Consider the following 18,825-nt stretch of genomic DNA (forward strand, 5'->3'; position numbering starts at 1 on the left):
AATAAGATCAGAATTGACGCTCTGTGAGCAGACGGAAGCGGAAGCCGCGACCTCTCAATCATCAGTGGGTCGTGGTACCGCGTTCTTGGCCTCCGGCAGGCCGAACAACGGAAGGCAGGGCAGGAGTCCTTCAATCCGAACCTCCGCTGCCCGGTGGCTCTCCCACTGTCGCCGGCTCAGACGGAGGCGGTGGGTGACGACGATCTGCCCTCTGACCACGCGCCGCTCAATGCCGTCGGGCAGGTAGCCCAGCTTCCTCGAAACGGCCAGCGACGCCTTGTTGTCCGCGAACGCACTGGTGGTGGCCTCCACTGCTCCAAGCCCTGCGAAGGCGAGGTGTAGTACCGCGGCTCGCATCTCGGTACCGATTCCCCGACCATGGTGCGGAAGCCCGAGCCACGACCAGGTGTTCACCTCTCGCAACACCGCGAAAGACCTGGCGGCGAGAGCCTGGACGCCAACCGGCCGGCCGTTCTCGAAGACGGCGAGGTTGAGCGACCAGTTGTCCGGACTCCAGTTGCCCATCCTCAACCAGTGGTGCTGGAGTGCCGCCCGGGCCCGGTCTGTCGGCGGCAGGGCCGTCCACTCGCTACTGAACGGCATCACGTCGGGACGGTGAATGCCCTCGGCCGCGAGGTCAGCCAGCCACGCCAGCTCTTCCGAGTGCGGCAGCCGGAGCTCCAGCCGGGGCGTTATCAGCCGCAGGCCGACCAGCGGCCAGTGGTTGACCAACACGACCCAGTGTGGGCACGGGAATCGCGCGACCGCTCGCTGGGCGAGGCCGTTCGGGTGCAACCCATGCTGGATCGAGAGATCCCCTCAACCACCTGGCCACTCATATTCCCCAAGGAATACGCCGCGAGGCGGGGTGTGTCCCACGATGGCCTGCCACGGATCCCGGCGCTTCGGCGGACACGTCCCGTGTCTGCAAGGGCAAGCGGACGGGTTCTCCGGGCTCCACATATCCCGGCCCGGCTCTTTGCAGCCTTGGTCGGAGGGAGTCCTGCACACAGGAAATTGATCGAGCTCACTCAAGCCGTCCCGCCGGGCCCCGGTGGGACAACAGAGGAAATAAGGAGCACGAGGTGGCACAGAACACGACGTCGCAACCCGTCCAGAGCGGTCTCCTGGTGGCAGTGGAGGAGCTGACCGCCGTCCAGGACCGGTACGACAGCCTCCGGTCCGACAACGCGGGAAGCTCCGGCGACGCCCCGTGGCCGGGCGGAGACGGCAACCTGCACGACAGCGAGTAGTGGCAGACGGCGAGGGCCCGCGCAGCCCGTCGCACGGGCCCTCGCCGGTCACTCGGATCACGCGATCGACTCACAAGGAGGAAGTGTTGGACCACCGACTGGTCAGCGCCATCGAGACGGCGCTCGGATGGAGCGGTGTGCAGGACCTCGGCAAGGGCTTCGTGCGCGGAAGCATGGAGGACATGGAGCTGGTCTCCCGCATCCTGAGCCCGAACCGCATGCTCGACATCGCGATGCGCAGGAGCCTGAATCGCCCGCAGTTCCGGCTCTTCCGCGAGAGCGAAGAGGTACACCCGGCCGTCTACTTCACCGACAGCATCAGCCCTCGGGGCCAGAGCATCCCGATGGTCAACATGCACAGCCTGGGTCGGCTCTTGCGCGAGGGAGCGACAGTCATCCTCGACCAGGCGAACGTCTTCGACCCGACGATGGAGGTCGCCTGCCGCGCATTGCAGTGGTGGTCACGCGAGCGAGTGCAGGTCAATGCGTACCTGACGACGAACGAAGCCTCCGGCTTTCCGCTGCACTGGGACGACCACGATGTCGTGATCGTCCAGCTCGCCGGCGAGAAGGAGTGGGAAGTACGAGGAACCTCCCGCAAGGTCCCCATGTACCGGGATGCCGACCCCAACAGCACTCCGAGCGAAGAGATCATCTGGTCCGGGGTCATGAAGACCGGCGACGTCATGCACATCCCCCGAGGGCACTGGCACCAGGCCACCCGCAACGGCCAGGGATCGGGCAAGAGCCTCCACGTCACCTTCGGGATCACCAAGCGCACAGGGGCAAGCTGGCTCGCATGGCTGGGCGACTGGTGCCGCGAAAGCGAGATCTTCCGACACGACCTGGACAGGGCCAACGGAGTGGGAGACAACGGCCTCGTGAAGGCCGCTGCCCTGCTGGCTCAGGAGCGGCCACCGGTCGACTTCCTGGACGCCTACGAGCAGGAGATGCCGTTGCCCCGGCACGTACCGTTTCTGGAGACCTTCGGGCCGCTCGACGCCGTGGTGTGCACCACCCACTTCCGTCCCCAGATCCGGGAGAACGGGGAGACGGTCGAGGTTATGGCCTCGGGGAAGAAGCTCACGTTCACGGCCAAAGCCCTGCCCGCGCTACGCCCGCTCCTGAGCGGCAAGCCCGTCCACCTGGAACAGGCCGCCGGTGTGGTTGGGACAGAGGTGGCCGAGGTGGCCAGGATTCTGGTGGAGGAAGAGGTATGCGCGCCGTTCACCCCCGAGTTGTCCTCGGGTTACACCGGTCTCGTTACGAGCGCCATCTCCTGACCAGCGCACTGGATCTCGGCATCAGCGCGATCGACACCAGCTTCAACTACCGCGGCTTCACCGCTCATTCGACCCTGGCTGACATCGGCGGCGATCTTCTACCGCACTTCACCGTGTCCACCAAGGTCGGCTACTTCCCCGGGCCCGGCCGAGCCGAGCACTCCCTCGATCCCGCCCGGCTGCGAGGTGCGCTGGAGCAGACGAACCGCGACCTCGGGCGGCCACCGGATCTCGTGTTCCTGCACAACCCGGAGCACTCCGTCCGGCATGCCTCCCGGCAGTCCAGGGATGCCCTGACGCGAGCGTGTGTGGCCCTGGCAGACGCAACGGTGAAGGGCTTGTGCGGAGCCTGGGGCATCGCGTCCTGGAGCCCACGCTCCCTGGTCGGCCTGGCAGACGGCACGACGCCAAAGCCGTCCGTCCTCATGGTCCGTGCCGGCCTACTGGTCGGGATCGACACGCTGGATGCGGCAGAGTCCTTCGCCGCGCAGTGGGACCTGGAGACAGGCTCGCTCTGGGGCATGAGCCCGTTCGGCGGCAACGCGAGCGACCCGGTGTGGAACACCTTCGACGCACGGCACTTCCTCCAGGGATCCGATGCCGCCGTATCCCGCACCCAGGCGGCGTTCAGGGCCGCGTACCACCTGCCACGGGTCGGCACCGTGGCTGTCGGCTCCGACGCCCCGGACCACCTACGCGATCTGCTCGCCGCCCTGGACGCCAAGGTCGACGAGCAGATCGTCCTGCAGTACCGGAGGCTGCTCCAGGACCGCGCGCGCCGTCAACTCGCCTGAAGCTCCTCAACGATGCGCGCTGCCTCGTACCTTGCCGGCCCCACCCGCGGGTCTTCGGGATGGGCGTCCGGACCGGCGAACTTCGAGCAGACGAACAGCGTCATCAGCTTGCCGTCCCGGCTCTCCAGATCGTGGAGCCGTTCGCGGCGTACGCGGTCGGCCAGGACCGGGACGGCAAGGGAACTACCCCACAGTGACGCCGAGTCCAGACCCCGGGGTGCGTTGCCCCAGTCCTCCCAATCGAACAGGCAGAACTTCGGGCTGGTCATGTTCGCCCAGTTCAGGTCCGCGTGAGCGGGAACCCACTGGGTGATGGTCGTGTCGAAGGTACCGGGGAAGACGGCCTGGATGGCCTCGGTGACGCCGGCCTGGGTGATGGTCTCGGTGTCCGGGGTGGCGACGCGCGTCGTTCGCTGGATGGCGAGGGCATCCAGCGACGCGTTCAGCGCCAACCACCATGCCTCGGGCAGGTTGGGGTCGATGGCAAGAACGCTCGTGCCGACCGGCGCCCCCGGGAGGCGGCTGGTCTCGTCGGCCCGCCACATCGCCGTTCCGGACTCATCCCGCCATGCCACACCCGCACACCACGAGGGCTTGCCGATCCCGACCAGGCGCGCGGCGCACTCGGTACCGTTCCACCCCTGGGTGCTGATCTTTTCGAGCGCTCGACGCTCGATCCGCACCCAGGTATCGCGATCCGTATTCGCCCCGAGGGAGCGACGTTTGCGCACCACGGTCTCCCGATCCAAACAGACCTGAAGAGACCGCTCGACGCGATCAAGGACCTCATCAACTGGTGTGACCCGCAAGTCCACGGGACGGCCGGCGGACACCGAGAGCGTCATAGCGGCGACCGTAGCAGGGAGGGGGCACTCACAAGGCCATTCCCGCCACATGCGGACGTGCACTCCGGCGCCTCCAGGACTCCGTCGGGCGTCACGAGGAGGTCAACTCGGCGATAGCTTGCAGGACGGCGCTCGGGTCCTGAAGGTCGGGCAGGACCCGGTCCGCTCCGGCATCGACAAGCGACTGGGCGGGCGTCGTGCCTGAGGCCACCGCGATCACCGAGGCGCCCCCTTCGAGCCCGGTTCGCACGTCCTCCAGCGAGTCGCCGATGATCACGGTGGTATCCCGGTGGAAGGCCCCGCCGTGCTTGGAGGCGGCGCGCTGCTGCGCCACGGCCACGAGTGCGGGCCGGTGAGAGTCGTCGGAGGCATAGCCGCCGATACTAAGGTCCACGAAGTCGGCCAACCCGAAAGCCCGGAGCTTGATCTCCGCGCTGCCCTGCAAGTTCCCGGTAACCACCGTGGGCACCAAGTCCTCCGCGCTGTGGACGGCGGCAAGAGCCTCCCGCGCACCAGGCATCATCTGGCCGGTAATCCTCAGCTCCTCGGTGCGCTCGGCGAGCAACTCCGGGAGCAGCGCGACCAGTTCCTCGGCCAAGACGTCCACCTCTTCCTGCGGGACGTCGTTCGCGCGTAGCAGCTCCCGCACAGCGAGCGGCATCGTCCGGCCCGTGCCGCGCTCAGGAAGCCGTACGGCCGGCCTGCCGACTACTCTCGCGAAGGCCATCCGGTAGACGGCCCGATCCGTCTCGCCTACGTACAGCAGCGTGCGGTCGACGTCCCACAGAACCAGCGTTGGGCTCATACTCAGTGCTCCTTCGTGATCACGAGCCTTGATCGTTCCAGCAATTCAGCCGCTCGCGCACCTGGCACGCTTCGCAACTCCCGGGCCACGGTCTCAAGATGTTCGTTCAGCCGGGTGGAGTGCACCTGCTCCGCGAGGGACAGCGCAGAGTCGGCCGCGGCGTAGCCTGCTTCCCGCTCACCAGTCATCAAGTGCGCGGAGGCCGCTCGGGAAGCGAACAGGGCTCGGGTGCGGAGATCCGCGGGATTCAGCGCCTCGTGCGCCTGCTCGAAGTAGGCTGCCGCCTCTCGGTGTTCACCGAGATCCAGATGGCAGCTGGCGGTTTGGCCCAGGATCTCGCCACGGTTGATCCAGTAGAGCCAGCCGGGGTCCTCCTCCGTCGTTCCCTGCGCCTCAAGTTCCGCAGCCCTGCCGATCGCACGAAGGCATGCGGATTTCTCGCCGAGCCTGGCGTGCCCGCGAGCTTGGCGGGTCAGCAGCATGGCCTGCAGATACGGGGAGTTGACGACCTTGACCTTCTCACGAGCAGCTTGCATGGCGGTAACCGCGTCCCGCGGGTTGCCCACCGAATAGCTGAGGATCGCGAGGTAGGACAGCGCCCCGACACCGAGTCGCGCGTCGCCTGAGGCATGAGCCGCCCTCAGCGCCGCGAGCAGTGTCCGTTGGGCCTGTCCGTGTCGTCCAGCGTCGAAGTGCATCCAGCCGAGCTGGGTTGCGGTATCCGCCGCGATGCCGGCCAGCCATCGCCCCAACCGCTCGTCGTAGCGGCCCTTCTGCAGGGTGGTGGTGACCATCGACAGGTGAACTCGGGTGATGTCGGCGAGGCCGCCGCTGCCGCCGTTAGCGTCCATGTGCCGCAGGTCGTCGATCGTGCCTTGGTAGTGCTCTACCAGCGACGGAATTACCTTTCCGCCGCTTTGGGCGCGCTCCATGGGCTCGGCTTCGGCGATACCCCAGTGGTGCATGTAGGCGGTGAGTGCTGATCCGGAGAGTACGAGAAATCGTCGGCGTTCCATGGATTCCCCTAAGACCGCGTCTTGCAGTGCAACCACCATACGACTCGCGGTCCATGGCTCGGTGACGTCCTCCAAGCCGGCTGGCGGGGACACTGGGAGAGGTAGGGGAGTAGGAACTCCGAGACCAAGACGTCGAGGCAGTCGCATCAGCTCAGAGGGCACACCGAGGCCGGTGAGGAACTCCAAGATGCGATCGACGTGCGTCAACTGAGCACGGCCGGACTCCAGTTTGGACAGGTGCCCCTGAGACAACCCGGTCAGCTCGGACATGTCCTCCTGTCGTAGCGGGACGATCTCTCGAAGGCGACGGCTCAGCGAGCCCAGATCCCAGCAGGCGAGGGCATCCCTGACCGTCGGATCGCTCCACGCCCGGGCGGGGATCGAGATCGTGGTGACGGCGTTCTTCACCCTGTCGCACGGGCCGCAGTGATCGGAGCCGTTGTACCTGCTGAGCGCGCAGCCACACCGACTGCACTGACGTACGTCCATGCCGCCCCCTTCATCGCGAACAGCAATTACCTCGAGCAAAGTTGACGGCTTCCCATGGGGTATTCCCCCCGGAATATTTCCCCTGGAATGCGCAAGTGTGCCGCCGTGCAGGCACTCTACTTCGGCTGGAAGCAGCCGGGGCGTGGACTGATCAATCGATCGGCACGAACACGTCACGGTCAGCGGCTCCGTCTGACCTGACCGACGGTTGCAACGCCCAGGCAGGGTGGCCTCGTATGTGCCGCCCCCGCCTGGACGCCAGTCCTGACGAAGCCAGCGATCATCCGTCGAACTGACAACGCACGAGGAGGAGTTCCTCACCATGGACCTGAGCTTGATCGGCGTCACGAGCGCCGACAAGACTACGGGCGGTCGGCGCCCGGCGAACTCCGAGATGCTCCGTTTCGACGTTGCCCACCCGTCCCGCCTGCAGAACTACCTCCTTGGCGGGAAGGACCACCTCCCAGCCGACCGCAGCACGGCCGAGCAGCTTCTGGTCGCCGCGCCGGGCCTCCCTACGGCCGCCCGAGCCAACCGCCGCTTCCTGGAGCGGGCAGTCGAACACCTGGCCAGTGTCGGCATAGGGCAGTTCGTGGACATCGGCTCGGGCCTTCCTGCTGCCATCAATACCCACCAGGTCGCGCGCAGGGCCAACCCGAGTGCCAGCGTGATCTACGTCGACAGCTGCCCCATGGTGGTGTCCCACGCCCGTGCCCTGAATGCAGGGCCCCACCGCGGGTTCGTCACGGCCCACCGAGCTGACCTTCCTGCATCCACCGGCCTGTTGAGCGACCTGGCCCAGCACTGCGGTCTCGACCTCGACCGGCCAGTGGCCGTCTTGTTGGTCGGCGTTCTGCACCTCATCGAGGACACCGAGGACGCAACCGCCGTGGTCAGAGGTCTCATCGATGCGCTTCCGTCCGGCAGCTACCTCGCACTGACGCACGCAACAGCCGACTTCGCTCCGGAGCAAGCGGCAAGGACCGCCGCTGCCTTCCGGCGCGTCGGTGTCTCCCTTCGGCTCCGATCCCAGACCCAAGTAGCGGCCTTGATGGACGGCTTGGAGCGCGTGGAACCCGGATTGCAGGCGATCTCTGGCTGGTGTCCTGGGAAGCCACACCAGGCGAGGCCGAACGACGCCGTTGTCTCCTGCTACGGCGCGATGGGCCGTAGGCCATGACCAGGCCTGTCCCGACGAGCCTGTCTCTTCTGTTGATCACGGTGGTCCACCTTGCCGTCGATGAGGAGGTGGATGGCCGGTGACTACCGATCTCGTCTATCACCCTGCGGGGTCGGACACCGCGCTCCGAGGCGTGCTGGAGGATCTCCAGGCCGGGCGCTGGAAGTCGATGCGGGACCTGCTTGAGGAAACTGGGACCAGTTGGCCGTTGCGCACGGCTCGAACTCAGGTCCTGGCCGCGGTTGCCGCCTCCTCGGACGTGCTCCGGGACTGGGCGCGGGAGGAGCCGGGCAGTGCGGACCTGGCGGTGATGCAGGCTCGGGTTGCCGTCCATCGGGCGCTGAAGGCGCACCGCGCCCGTCGAGCCGAGGCCGGTCTGCTTGAGGACGACGCGAGGCGGGCGTGCTCGCGAGCTGCGCAGTTCGCTCCGGCAGACCCGGTGCCGTGGATCTGCCGGCTGGCTCTGGCCGAGATGGACGAGCACCGGGTGTGGCCGGAGCACTGGGAGCCCTCCCCGGTTGATGAGTTGCTGTCCGCCGGTCCGTGGCGGTTCCTGATCGAGGCGCATCGGCGTGATTTCGGTAGTCGCGAGGCGTACCACAGGATGCTTCGTTTCTTCTTGTCCCGTCCGAGTGGTCTTCTTGCTCCGGCGTCGACGTTCGCCAGCTGGGTCGCGTCGTGGGCCCCGGCTGGTTCGCCGCTTGTGGTGTTGCCGTTGTACTGCCATGTCGAGCGGTACCGCCGTTCGGAGCGGAAGGGCAGTCAGCTGCAGAAGCAGTGGGCGCACGAACCTGTCTCTACCGACGCGGCGCGTGCCCTCGCGGGATGGTTCGACGTCGAGGCGTCGGAGCCACGGTCGGTGCCGGACCTGAGCTATCTGGCGCACGCTCTGTGGGCAGGCGGCTTCATGGAACAGGCGAGTCAGGTCTTCGACGCCCTGGTGCCTTTCGCGTCGCGGACGCCGTGGTCCTACGTGGCGCCACAGCCCGAACTCGCCGAACGGACCCTGATCTCAGCCCGGCAGCAAGCGTCGATCCGGGCGTCCGCCACCCAATGGCGTTAGCGACAACCCTCTTTCTTACTTCCCTTTCCTGACGACCTCATTGGAGGTTTCACCGATGCCGCGTACCCACCGCGCCGCGTCCGCGACCTATACGGATGACGACGCCCTCTTGAAGAGGCTCGGCTATCAGCCTGAACTTGTGCGGAGGATGGGAGAGTTCGGGAACTTCGCCGTCAGCTTCTCGGTGATCTCCGTCCTCTCCGGGTGCATGACCTTGTACGGCTTCGGCCTGGTCACCGGCGGCCCCGCCGTGATGCTGTGGGGCTGGCTGCTGGTCGGCCTGATGGTAATGACGGTTGGCTTGTCGCTGGCCGAGGTCACCTCGGCGTACCCGACCTCCGGTGCCTTGTATTTCATGGCGCACAGGCTCGGCGGGCCCCGGTGGGCCTGGTACACCGGCTGGCTCAACCTGCTGGGCCTGCTCGGCGGGATCGCTGGAATCGACTACGGCGCAAGTCAGTTCATCGGCGCCGCGGCGAACCTCCAGTGGGGCTTCACCCCGACCCCTGGCTCCACCTTCGTCATCTTCGCCGTGATCCTGGTGCTCCACGCGGCGCTGAACCTTCAGGGTGTGCGGGTAGTCAGCGTCCTGAACAGCATCTCCGTGTGGTGGCACCTGGCCGGAGTCGCGGTCATCGTCGGGGCCCTCGCTCTGATCCCTTCCCACCACCGGTCCGCCGCGTTCGTGTTCACCCACTTCGCCAACGGCACCGGATGGCACAACCCGCTGTACGTCAGCTTGATCGGCCTGCTGCTCGCGCAGTACACCTTCTCCGGCTACGACGCCTCCGCCCATCTGTCCGAGGAGACCACCAACGCCTCTGTGGCCGCGCCGCGGGGTATCGTCCGCGCCATCTGGGTCTCCTGGGCCGCCGGCCTCGCCCTGCTGGCCGGGCTCACCTTCGCCATCAAGGACTACGCCGGAACCACCGCGACGGCCACGGGAGTTCCCCCGGCGCAGATCTTCCTGGACGCCCTGGGCACGACAGGTGCCAAGCTCCTCCTGCTGATTGTCATCGCCGCGCAGTTGTTCTGCGGCAACGCCGAGGTCGCCGCCGCGTCCAGGATGGTCTTCGCCTTCAGCAGGGACGGTGCCTTGCCGGGTTCGGCTTGGTGGCGCCGGGTGTCGCGCAACGGTACGCCGCACTTCGCGGTGTGGCTGTCCGTCGCGGCCGCACTGGTGCTCGCCCTGCCGTCGCTGTGGTCTGCCGTGGCTTACGGGGCGGTCACCGCGATCAACATCGTCGGCATGACGCCGGCCTACGCGATCCCCGTCTACTTGCGCCTGCGAAGGGGCGACCGGTTCCCCCGGGGGCCATGGGCCCTGGGCCGGTGGAGCCGCCCCGTGGGCGTGATCGCGGTGGCGTGGGTGGCGCTGGTCACGGTCCTGGTGTGCCTGCCGCAGACCAGCCCCGTCACCGTCGACACCTTCAACTACGCGCCGATCGCCCTCCTCGCGGTCCTGCTGCTGGCGACCGCCTGGTGGTGGGCCGGCGGCCGCTCCTACAACGCCCCGATCACCACCAGCCCCGAGATGGCCGCCTACGCCGAGGAGGTCCTGTGACTACCCGGCCCCAGAGGCCGCTTCGGCCCGAGCACGCCTGGCTCCCGCGAGAGGAACTGATCACCGCGGTGAGCAGCGGGAGGATCGATACCGTGTGGTTGGCCGTGGTGGATGGCCTTGGCAGGCTCAAGGGCAAGCAGTACGAGGCCAGTGTCCTGCTGGACCGGCTCGCCTCGGGCGCTCTGAGGCCGGAGGTGTGTGCCTACGTGTTCGCCACGGATCTCGCGATGACCCCGGCCGACGGGTTCGCTCTGGCCTCCTGGAGTGACGGCTACGGCGATGTCCGCCTGCAGCCGGCTGCGGATGCCCGGTTGCTGCCGTGGTTGCCCCGCAACGCCGTGGTGTTCGCCGATCCGGTCGCGGCGGATGGCCGGGTGCTTCCGGTGGCCCCGGCGGCGGTTCTTCAGCAGCAGATCAACGCGCTCGGGGTGCACGACCTGGAGGCGAGGGTCGGGCTTGAGACGGAGTTCGTCCTGTACCGCGGGACGCTGGATGAGGTGGCCGCGGATGGTTTCCGTGATCTTGTGCCGGTGACGTTCGACAACCGGGACTACTCGCTCGACCAGCCGCAGAAGGTGCGGGCGTTCGCCCAGCGGCTGCAGTCGATGCTCGCTTTGGCCGAGATGCCCGTCGAGGCGGTCAAGTTGGAGGGGGCGCCCGGCCAGATCGAGGTCACCTTCCCCTACGGGTACTCCGAGGCCGCCTGCGAGCAGCACGTGCTGTTCAAGCACGCGGTGCGGGTGATCGCCGAGGACGCCGGGCTGGCGGCCACGTTCATGGCCGCGCCCTCCGATGATGTCGGTTCCGGGCTGCACCTGCACGTGTCGTTGTGGCGGGGCAACGAACCGCTGCTCGGCCACCCGGAGGATACCGATCAGCTGTCGAAGCCGGGCCGGCACGCGGTTGCCGGGCTGCTGGAGGTCCTGCCGGACCTGGCCCCGCTGTACGCGCCGTATGTGAACTCCTACAAGCGCTACCGGGAGCACTCGTTCGCGCCGACCCGCTTCTCCTGGGGCTGGGACAACCGCAGCTGCGCGGTACGGGTGGTCGGCCACGGGCCCGGCCTGCATTTGGAGGTCCGCCTTCCCGGTGCGGACGCCAACCCGTACCTGGCTCTGGCCGCGACGTTGGCCGCTGCCCGTTACGGCATCGAGAACGCGCTGGAGCTTCCGCCGCCGTGCTCCGGCAACGCCTACCAGGACGACAGCACCCGTGCGGTGCCGGCCACGCTGGAGGAAGCCGTGCGCGCCTTCGAAGCGAGCGCGGTGGCTGCTGCTCTGTTCGGTCCGGACGTGGTTGCGCACTACAGCGCCGCAGCCCGCGCCGAACTCCGGGCCCACCACCGCCGCGTCACTGATGTCGAGATCGCCCGCGGATTCGCCCAGGCCTGACAAGCCGGGTGCCGGTCGCGGTTGGGGAGCAGACCGGAAAAGGGCTGCTCGCGACCGGCACCCCCTCACCCGCAACCTCTGTTCATCAAAGAGGAGTTGACCATGCAAGATGCCAGCCGTGTCCGCGAGCTCGCGGCACCGCACTTCGTCGGCATCACCACGCCCGGCATGGCGGGACTGGCCCTGCATCTGGCCGAGCGCGGCGCCCGCGTATCCGGCTCCGCGCCTTCGGACGACCGGAAGTCGGAGACGGTCCGGCGGCTACGGAAGGCCAGCGTGGAGTTCTCGGCCAGCGTCGGTGTCGACAGGTCGGCAGTGGTCTGGTCCGGGGCCGTCCTCGGACCGCACCCCGAACTCGACCAGGCGGCGCACCTGCGCCTTCCCATCCTCGGCCGAGCGCAGGCCCTAGCCGCACTGCTTGGCAGCGTGCCGAGGACTGTGGCGGTAGCGGGCGGCCACAGCACCGCCACCGCCGCCGGGATGCTCACCGCAGCCCTCCGCCATCTCAATCCGGGCTGGGTCCTCACCGCGGCGCCGGTGGGCGAGGCGCCGGGCCACGCATCCGGCGGGGACCTGCTGATCGCCGACCTGTGCCCGGACAACCACATCCACGAGACCGCACCACCCACGGGCGTCTTCACCCCGGACGTGACGCTGATCCTCAACACGGACGCCAACCCGCCCCACTACCAGGACGCCTCCACCGCCCTGGACGCGCTGGAAGCCCAGGCTAGGGCCAGCTCCACCGTAGTCCTGGCGACCGACGACCCGGGCGTGCACCTGCTGGCACGGCGCCTGGCCAAGCGCTCCGGGCCGCGGGTGATCAGCGTCGGCGAACAGTACGACCCCGACGTGCGCGTGGTCCGGGTGACCTGGACCGGCGCGGAGAGCCACGTCACCCTGGAAGACACCGACGGCCAGTGGTACCGCGTGGTCGTGGCGATGCCGGGCATGCACAACGCCCTGGCCGCCGCCGCGGTATTCGCGGCCGGACGCGCTCTCGGCTCACCGGGCACCGACCTCGCCCACGGCATCACCACATACTTCCGAGGCATCGACCGGTCCCTGACCACACTCGGCACCCACGCGGGCATCACCATCATGGAGTCCCGGGCCCGCCATCCCGAGGAAATCACGGCCGATCTCATCGCCGCGCGCATGCTCACGGAGAACTCGGTCATCGCCGCTCTGGAACCGGACGGCCACGCCCGCAGCAGCGCCCTCGCCACCGAGATCGCACGCGCCCTCGGCCACGCCGACCAGGCCGTACTCCTGCCTGTGCGCACGACGATCACCAAAACCCGCCTGGACGACCCGCGCGGCGCCATCATCACCGCCGCGCACACCCGCGGCCTGACGGCGGAGAACCTGCATGTCTTGCCACCCGGCCCACACCAGCCCAGCACCGAGGCACTGATCGCCCGCATCGCCGAGCCCGGGGACCTGATCGTCACCATCGGCGGCGAAGGCGCAGCCCCCCTCGGCCCGCGCCTGCTCTTCCAGATCGTTTCCACCAACTCCCAGACTCCCTGGGACCTGTAGCCCCGCAACCACCCGATCCCGATCCCCCGGAGCACCCATGGCACCGAGCACCAGCCACCTGCCGGCGGCCCCCGACCTCACCCCCGACGAGACCACCCTGCTACGGCTGATCGCGGCCAACCAGCCCAACGCCGAACTCGCCCGCGCCATCGGTATCTCCCGCACCTACGTCACCCGCGAGGTGGGCCTCCTGATGGCAAAACTCGGCTGCGCCACCCGCCCCCAGGCCATCGCGCTCGCCGCCCTCCACGGCATCGTCGACCGCAGCCACATCACAGCCAGATGCCAAGCCGCAGCCGTCCGCCTGACCAAGCGCGAGCTCGATGTCCTGCGAGGCTGGGCCGGCGGCCGAAGCAACCAGGAACTCGCCGACGAACTCCACGTCAAAGTGGAATCGATGCGCGGCTACGCGCCATCCATCCTGAACAAGTTCGGTGTCTCCAGCCAAGAACAGGCATGCGGCCTCGGCGTCCTCACCGGACTCGTACGCCCCAGCGACATCGACCCCGCGCTGCCCGCGAGCCTGCCCGGCAATCGAGCACCCGACAGCCCTTCGCCCGTTCAGCAACCCTCGCTGGAGACCCAGTTCCACGAGAAGCAGAGCCGGGGATGAGACACCATCGATGATCTCCCGGCGCGACCCGTTCCTGGAGCAGGACACACGGAGTGAGTCCCGCGAACTCATCCAGCATGTCCTGAAAGCCATCTGACCCAACTTGGCCAACGCGGCGGCAGGACACGCCACATCGAACTCGCGTTTGCTCAATCGGGTGCTGCAGCGCCCGATCCCGCCCACAGCGGCGGGCTGCCTGCCACGATCGAGCGTCGGCGGCTGCCGCACCAATGGGTCTGCCACCGCACACCAACCATGAGGAGAGGTCAGATGCTCAGCCTGCGCCAGGCGGTCAGCGTGATCGTCCACGACGCCGCCCAGGACAAGGTCGCCACGGTCCACTATGCGAACGACAGTTGGGCCAAGGAACCGACCTGGATGATCCCGGGAGGCCAGGTCGAGGAAACCGACCGGACCCTCGACGAGGCGGCAGCTCGCGAACTCCGCGAGGAGACCGGGCTGGTGGTCGACCCCGCCGACTTGCGCCTCGTACACACCATCCAGGTCAGGGCGGGTTGGGACGGCCAGGGCCCATTCCTGCTCCACGTGTTCGCCACGGCCACCTGGTCCGGTGAGCCGGTCAACGCCGCGCCGGCCAAGCACCTTGCGGTGGTGTGGTCACCGGCCGGCCGGCTACCGACTCCGATGTTCCCGACCTCCCACGCCGCACTGACGGCCCACCTACGTGGCGGGCGCGGATTCTCCACCCACGGTTGGGACGGCCCCGGCGCAGACCCCCGCGCACTGGCCCGCTCCTGACGGGACTCGTCGGGCCGTAGGGGAGACTACGGTCCGTAGCCGCCAGCAGGTGAGCACTCACCGCTCCGGAACCACTGCGAGTTCTGGGGTCAGACCGTGCCCCCGCTGGTCGGCCGGGAGGCCTGACTGCTGATGGGATGGCGTGCCCGCCGGGTAATTGGGCGCGAGCCGTGCCTTCCGCAGGCTGCACACAAGGATCGTACGAGAGCGAAGGGGTGGGTGCTGGTGCTGTTCATCGGCGACGACTGGGCTGAGGACCACCACGACGTCGAGGTACAGGACGAGTCGGGCCGCCGACTGGCCACCGCGCGGCTGCCGGAGGGAGTGGAGGGCATCGCGAAGCTCTATGCCCTGGTCGCCCGGCACCGCGGTGAGGACCTGGAACCCGGGCAGGTGACGGTCGGGATCGAGACGGACCGGGGCCCGTGGGTGCAGGCGCTGATCGCGGCCGGCTACCGCGTCTATGCGGTCAACCCCCGCCAGGCGGCCAGGTTCAAGGAGCGGTATGGCACCTCCGGGGCCAAGAGCGACAAGGGCGACGCGCACGCGCTGGCGGACATGGTCCGCAGCGACGGAGCCCAGCTGCGGACCGTCGCCGGGGACAGCGACCGGGCCCAGGCCGTGCGGGTAGTGGCCCGCGCCCACCAGACCCTGATCTGGGAGCGCACCCGCACCTTCCAGCGGCTGCGCAGTACGCTGCGCGAGTACTTCCCCGGCGCGCTGACCGCCTACGCCTCCCGGGAGCTGACCAGCACCGATGCCTGGAACTCCTCATCAAGGCGCAATACCGGTGATTTAGGTTGTTTTCCGGCGGGTCGGGGCGGTCTTGGTTGGTCCGACGAGGGCGATGTCGGGCGGGGCAGGCCGCGGCGGGTCGAGGTTCGCGAGCCGTTTGAGCGCCCAGTTGGACATCTTGCGCTTGATCACACGGGGGTTGGCACGCAACCGCCGTGCGGGCAGGAGCCGTTCACCGATCTCGTGCAGGCTCTGGTTGAGTGCTCGGGCGAGTCGAGAGGGGGGAAAGCGCCGCCTGGGCGGTGACGTGGCGGCGGGCGATGCGCAGGGTGCGGACGAAGGAGATCCGGTCGGGATCGCAGTCGGTGCGGCGGGCGGCTTGGTGCATCAGGTCGCGCAGGGCGTGGTGGACCAGGAGCAACACGAAGATCTCCTGTTCCACCCCGCGTGGGTGTTGGGAGCGCAGGACGAGGTTCCTGCCGCCCTGGTGGGTCTTGATCTCGTCCAGGGTGGTCTCGATCTCCCAGCGCTGGACGTAGAGCGCGGCGAGTTCCGCGGCCGGGGCGGCCTTGGGGTCCAGGATGCTGGTGACCAGCCGGTAGACGGTGGTGTCCGTGCTGTGCGGGCCCAGGGTGTACTCGATGAGGCGGACCTGGATCGGGTCGGCGCGGCGGTTCTTGTCCCGGGCTGCGACGATCTCGGAGAGGTAGGAGCCGTCGGCGAGTTCGGCCACGACTGGGAACACGGCGTCGCTTTTGGCCCGCCACAGCAGGTCGGCGCCGGTGCCGGTGGCGGCCCGCCACAGGTCGAAGCCGCGAAAGCCCCGGTCGGCCAGCAGCAGCATCCCCTCGGTCAGGGACGGGAACAGCCGCTCGGCCAGCGCGGTCTCGTGGACCGCGAGCGGCGCGGCCTCGGCCGCGAACACGGCGTGGGTGCCGCACTCGACCAGGGCCGCCACCCGCGCCTGCGGGTAGGCGCTGCGGCCCTGCCCGCGGCAGGTGCCGGGCCGGCCGAAGAACTCCGCGTTCCTCTCCGTGTCGGGCAGGTCGAAGGTCGTGCCGTCGATCGCGACCAGCCGCCAGCCGCCAGCCCCGGAACCATGCGCTGGCCGTCTCCTTCGTGGCCACTGGGTTGCAGACCCGGGCGAACAGCGCCCGCAACGGCTCCGGGCCCAGCCGCAGACGGGCCCGGCCGATCGCCGCCGTCGTCGGCACCCGCCAGGCGCCTTGGCCACTTCCCCGCTCCAGGCCCTGAGTGAGGAGCCGGGCGACCTCCTCATAGCCCTGCCCGCAGAACAGGCACATCGCCAGGACGAAGTACACGACCACCCGCGCCGGAAGCAGGCGATGACGCTGTTCGGCCCGGCCGCACTCCGCGACCACCTCGTCGACCAACTCGGGTGGGAACGCCCGGGTCAGCACCCCAAGCGCGATCCGGTCCGAGAACCGCACATCCGCCGACGACTTCACCTGTCCGGGCCTTGGCACAACCAACCCAACGAGCAAAGCCCACCAAAGTCACCGGTATTGCATCAAGGCGCCCACGCCCGAGGCAGCGGCGAAACTGACGAAGCCACAGATCACCGCGGTCCTGGCCCGGCATCGCCGCCGCAACCGGGACCAAAGGGCCGCCGTGATCCAGGCTGGCCTTCGCGAGCCCCAGCTCGGCGTCGCCGCCCCCGTGGCCGCCGCCTACACCGTGGCGGCAGTCGCGCACGCGAAGCTGCTGATCGCGCTGAACGAGCAGATAGACGCCCTGGAAGAGCAGGTGAGCGCGCATTTTCGCGCGCACCCGGACGCTGAGATCCACCTGTCGATGCCCGACATTAGCGAGATCACCGGCGCCCGGGTGCTGGCCGAGTTCGGGGATGACCCCACCCGCTACACCTCCGCCAAGGCCCCAAGAACTACGCCGGCACCTGGCCGACCGGGAGTTCCCTGCCACCATCCGCGGCTACCAGGGCCTTCTGAAGTGGATACGTTCGCACAGCGCCCACGGCGCCGCGCTAGCTGTACTGACCACGGAGGTTGGTGACAGGGCTCACGGCGTGGTGATCTTGAAATGAGTGAGGGCCTTCTGGCTCGGTGTGGATTGCGACATCTGCACCTCAGCCAGAAAGGCCCTCATGCCACACCGTAACGCACCGCTGACCGAGACCGGACGCCTGCGCCTGGCCCGCTGCGTAGTCGACGACGGCTGGCCGTTGCGGCGGGCCGCCGAGCGCTTCCAGGTCTCGCCCACCATGGCCAAGCGCTGGGCGGACCGCTACCGCATGCTCGGCGAGGCCGGTATGAGCGACCTCTCCAGCCGCCCGCACCGCAGCCCTCGGCGGACCCCGTCGCGCACCGAGCGGCGGATCATCAAGGTCCGCGTCCTGCGCCGCTGGGGCCCGGCCCGCATCGCCTACCTGCTGAAGCTCAACCCAGCCACCGTGCACCGCGTCCTCACCCGCTACAGGCTCGCCCGCCTGGCCCACCTGGACCGCGCGACCGGCCGCGTGGTGCGGCGCTACGAGCACAGCGCGCCAGGCGAGTTGGTCCACGTCGACATCAAGAAGCTCGGCAACATCCCCGACGGCGGCGGCCACAAGATCCTGGGCCGTGAGGCCGGCCGCAAGAACCGCTCCAAAGCCGGCTACAGCTACCTGCACAACGCCGTCGACGACCACTCCCGCCTGGCCTACAGCGAGATCCTGCCCGACGAACGCAAGGAGACCGCCACCGCCTTCTGGGCCCGGGCAAGCAAGTTCTTCGCCCGGGCAGGGATCACCGTCCAGCGCGTGCTGACCGACAACGGCTCCTGCTACCGCTCCCGGACCTGGCGCGATGCCCTCGCGGCCGAAGGCATCACGCACAAGCGAACCCGGCCCTACCGGCCCCAGACCAACGGCAAGGTCGAACGCTTCAATCGCACCCTGCTCGACGAATGGGCCTACGCCAGGCCCTACCGCACCGAACAGGAACGCCGCGACGCCTACCCCGCCTGGCTCCACACCTACAATCACCACCGCGGACACACCGCACTCGCAGGCAAACCACCCGCCAGCCGCGTCCCCAACCTCACGGGTCAGAACAGCTAGCCCGGGTGCTAACCGCCGCCGGGGTCACGGTCGTCGACGTCGACAGCCCGGACCGTAAGACTCACCGTATGCGGGACAAGTCCGACCCGATCGACGCCTACGCGGCCGGGCGAACCACCGGCATCCCCAAGAGCCGTGACGGCATGGTCGAGGCCGCGCAGGTGCTGCGGATCACCCGCCGCAGCACGGTCAAGGCCCGCACCCAGGCAATGAGCCAGATCTGCGGCGTGTTCGTGTCCGCCCCGGCGGCCCTACGTGAGCAGGTCGCTGACCTGGAACGAGCCGCGCTGATACGCACGCTGGCCCGACGCGGACCTGCGGGCGCCGCTCGCCGCAACCAAGGCGGCCCTGCGCCGCCTGGCCCGTCGCCATGAGGCCCTCGACAACGAGATCACCGAACTCGATGCGGAGATC

17 protein-coding genes and 2 pseudogenes are annotated in these 18,825 nt (G+C 68.5%); 14 read left to right on the plus strand and 5 right to left on the minus strand.

Translation table 11 applies throughout. The features are described from left to right. Nucleotides 1–54 precede the first annotated feature (54 nt). The gene (locus ACSMTC_RS06385; protein ID WP_436558668.1) at nucleotides 55–735 is read right to left on the minus strand and encodes a GNAT family N-acetyltransferase; all 681 of its coding nucleotides are present in this window, start codon (nucleotides 733–735) and stop codon (nucleotides 55–57) included. Nucleotides 736–1,085: 350 nt separating this feature from the next. On the opposite strand from ACSMTC_RS06385, the gene ACSMTC_RS06390 reads away from it, so the two are divergent. From ACSMTC_RS06390 to ACSMTC_RS06400, 3 genes are all read left to right on the plus strand, one after another. Next, nucleotides 1,086–1,253, plus strand: a complete 168-nt coding sequence (locus ACSMTC_RS06390; RefSeq protein ID WP_436558669.1) for a hypothetical protein — start codon at nucleotides 1,086–1,088, stop codon at nucleotides 1,251–1,253. Between the two features lie 86 nt (nucleotides 1,254–1,339). Then, on the plus strand, nucleotides 1,340–2,536 hold the full coding sequence (locus ACSMTC_RS06395; RefSeq protein WP_436558670.1) for a JmjC domain-containing protein: 1,197 nt from the start codon (nucleotides 1,340–1,342) through the stop codon (nucleotides 2,534–2,536). Then, complete coding sequence (locus ACSMTC_RS06400; protein WP_436558671.1) at nucleotides 2,470–3,330, plus strand: aldo/keto reductase; 861 nt, start codon at nucleotides 2,470–2,472, stop codon at nucleotides 3,328–3,330. Before ACSMTC_RS06395 ends, ACSMTC_RS06400 begins: the two co-directional genes overlap by 67 nt. Here ACSMTC_RS06400 and ACSMTC_RS06405 read toward each other — a convergent pair. The 3 genes from ACSMTC_RS06405 to ACSMTC_RS06415 form a co-directional block, all read right to left on the minus strand. After that, on the minus strand, nucleotides 3,318–4,175 hold the full coding sequence (locus tag ACSMTC_RS06405; protein ID WP_436558672.1) for a hypothetical protein: 858 nt from the start codon (nucleotides 4,173–4,175) through the stop codon (nucleotides 3,318–3,320). The genes ACSMTC_RS06400 and ACSMTC_RS06405 overlap by 13 nt on opposite strands. A 91-nt stretch (nucleotides 4,176–4,266) precedes the next feature. Further along, on the minus strand, nucleotides 4,267–4,980 hold the full coding sequence (locus tag ACSMTC_RS06410) for an HAD family hydrolase (protein ID WP_436558673.1): 714 nt from the start codon (nucleotides 4,978–4,980) through the stop codon (nucleotides 4,267–4,269). Between the two features lie 2 nt (nucleotides 4,981–4,982). Next, entirely contained in the window at nucleotides 4,983–6,809 is a 1,827-nt protein-coding gene (locus ACSMTC_RS06415; RefSeq protein WP_436558674.1) for a helix-turn-helix domain-containing protein, read from the minus strand. On the opposite strand from ACSMTC_RS06415, the gene ACSMTC_RS06420 reads away from it, so the two are divergent. The 8 genes and pseudogenes from ACSMTC_RS06420 to ACSMTC_RS06455 all read left to right on the plus strand — a co-directional run. Next, nucleotides 6,808–7,665, plus strand: coding sequence for an SAM-dependent methyltransferase (locus ACSMTC_RS06420; RefSeq protein ID WP_436558675.1), 858 nt, complete (start codon nucleotides 6,808–6,810; stop codon nucleotides 7,663–7,665). The genes ACSMTC_RS06415 and ACSMTC_RS06420 overlap by 2 nt on opposite strands. Before the next feature lie 79 nt (nucleotides 7,666–7,744). Further along, entirely contained in the window at nucleotides 7,745–8,728 is a 984-nt protein-coding gene (locus tag ACSMTC_RS06425; protein WP_436558676.1) for a hypothetical protein, read from the plus strand. 55 nt (nucleotides 8,729–8,783) lie between these two features. Continuing rightward, entirely contained in the window at nucleotides 8,784–10,292 is a 1,509-nt protein-coding gene (locus ACSMTC_RS06430; RefSeq protein ID WP_436558677.1) for an amino acid permease, read from the plus strand. Between the two features lie 104 nt (nucleotides 10,293–10,396). Further along, complete coding sequence (locus tag ACSMTC_RS06435) at nucleotides 10,397–11,683, plus strand: glutamine synthetase family protein (protein WP_436558678.1); 1,287 nt, start codon at nucleotides 10,397–10,399, stop codon at nucleotides 11,681–11,683. Between the two features lie 102 nt (nucleotides 11,684–11,785). Beyond that, entirely contained in the window at nucleotides 11,786–13,225 is a 1,440-nt protein-coding gene (locus ACSMTC_RS06440) for a Mur ligase domain-containing protein (RefSeq protein ID WP_436558679.1), read from the plus strand. Nucleotides 13,226–13,262: 37 nt separating this feature from the next. Next, entirely contained in the window at nucleotides 13,263–13,838 is a 576-nt protein-coding gene (locus ACSMTC_RS06445; protein WP_436558680.1) for a response regulator transcription factor, read from the plus strand. A 270-nt stretch (nucleotides 13,839–14,108) separates the two neighbouring features. After that, nucleotides 14,109–14,597 carry an NUDIX domain-containing protein gene (locus tag ACSMTC_RS06450; protein ID WP_436558681.1) on the plus strand — a complete coding sequence of 163 codons (489 nt, stop codon included), beginning with the start codon at nucleotides 14,109–14,111 and terminating at the stop codon, nucleotides 14,595–14,597. Nucleotides 14,598–14,822: 225 nt separating this feature from the next. Next, nucleotides 14,823–15,329, plus strand: a pseudogene (locus ACSMTC_RS06455) (IS110 family transposase); the annotation flags it as partial. A 235-nt stretch (nucleotides 15,330–15,564) separates the two neighbouring features. Here the strand turns inward: ACSMTC_RS06455 and ACSMTC_RS06460 are convergent. Then, nucleotides 15,565–16,819 (minus strand): annotated as a pseudogene (locus ACSMTC_RS06460) (IS4 family transposase). 145 nt (nucleotides 16,820–16,964) lie between these two features. Between ACSMTC_RS06460 and ACSMTC_RS06465 the strand changes: the two are divergent. The 3 genes from ACSMTC_RS06465 to ACSMTC_RS06475 all read left to right on the plus strand — a co-directional run bounded on the left by ACSMTC_RS06465 (nucleotide 16,965) and on the right by ACSMTC_RS06475 (nucleotide 18,785). Beyond that, entirely contained in the window at nucleotides 16,965–17,366 is a 402-nt protein-coding gene (locus tag ACSMTC_RS06465; protein ID WP_436558682.1) for a hypothetical protein, read from the plus strand. A 91-nt stretch (nucleotides 17,367–17,457) separates the two neighbouring features. After that, complete coding sequence (locus ACSMTC_RS06470) at nucleotides 17,458–18,411, plus strand: IS481 family transposase (RefSeq protein ID WP_436558683.1); 954 nt, start codon at nucleotides 17,458–17,460, stop codon at nucleotides 18,409–18,411. Nucleotides 18,412–18,479: 68 nt separating this feature from the next. Beyond that, nucleotides 18,480–18,785, plus strand: a complete 306-nt coding sequence (locus tag ACSMTC_RS06475) for a hypothetical protein (protein ID WP_436558684.1) — start codon at nucleotides 18,480–18,482, stop codon at nucleotides 18,783–18,785. The last annotated feature ends 40 nt before the right edge of the window (nucleotides 18,786–18,825 follow it).

Origin of the sequence: Kitasatospora sp. HPM-01-4, assembly GCF_051374625.1 — a bacterium.
Classification (GTDB): Bacteria; Actinomycetota; Actinomycetes; order Streptomycetales; family Streptomycetaceae; genus Kitasatospora.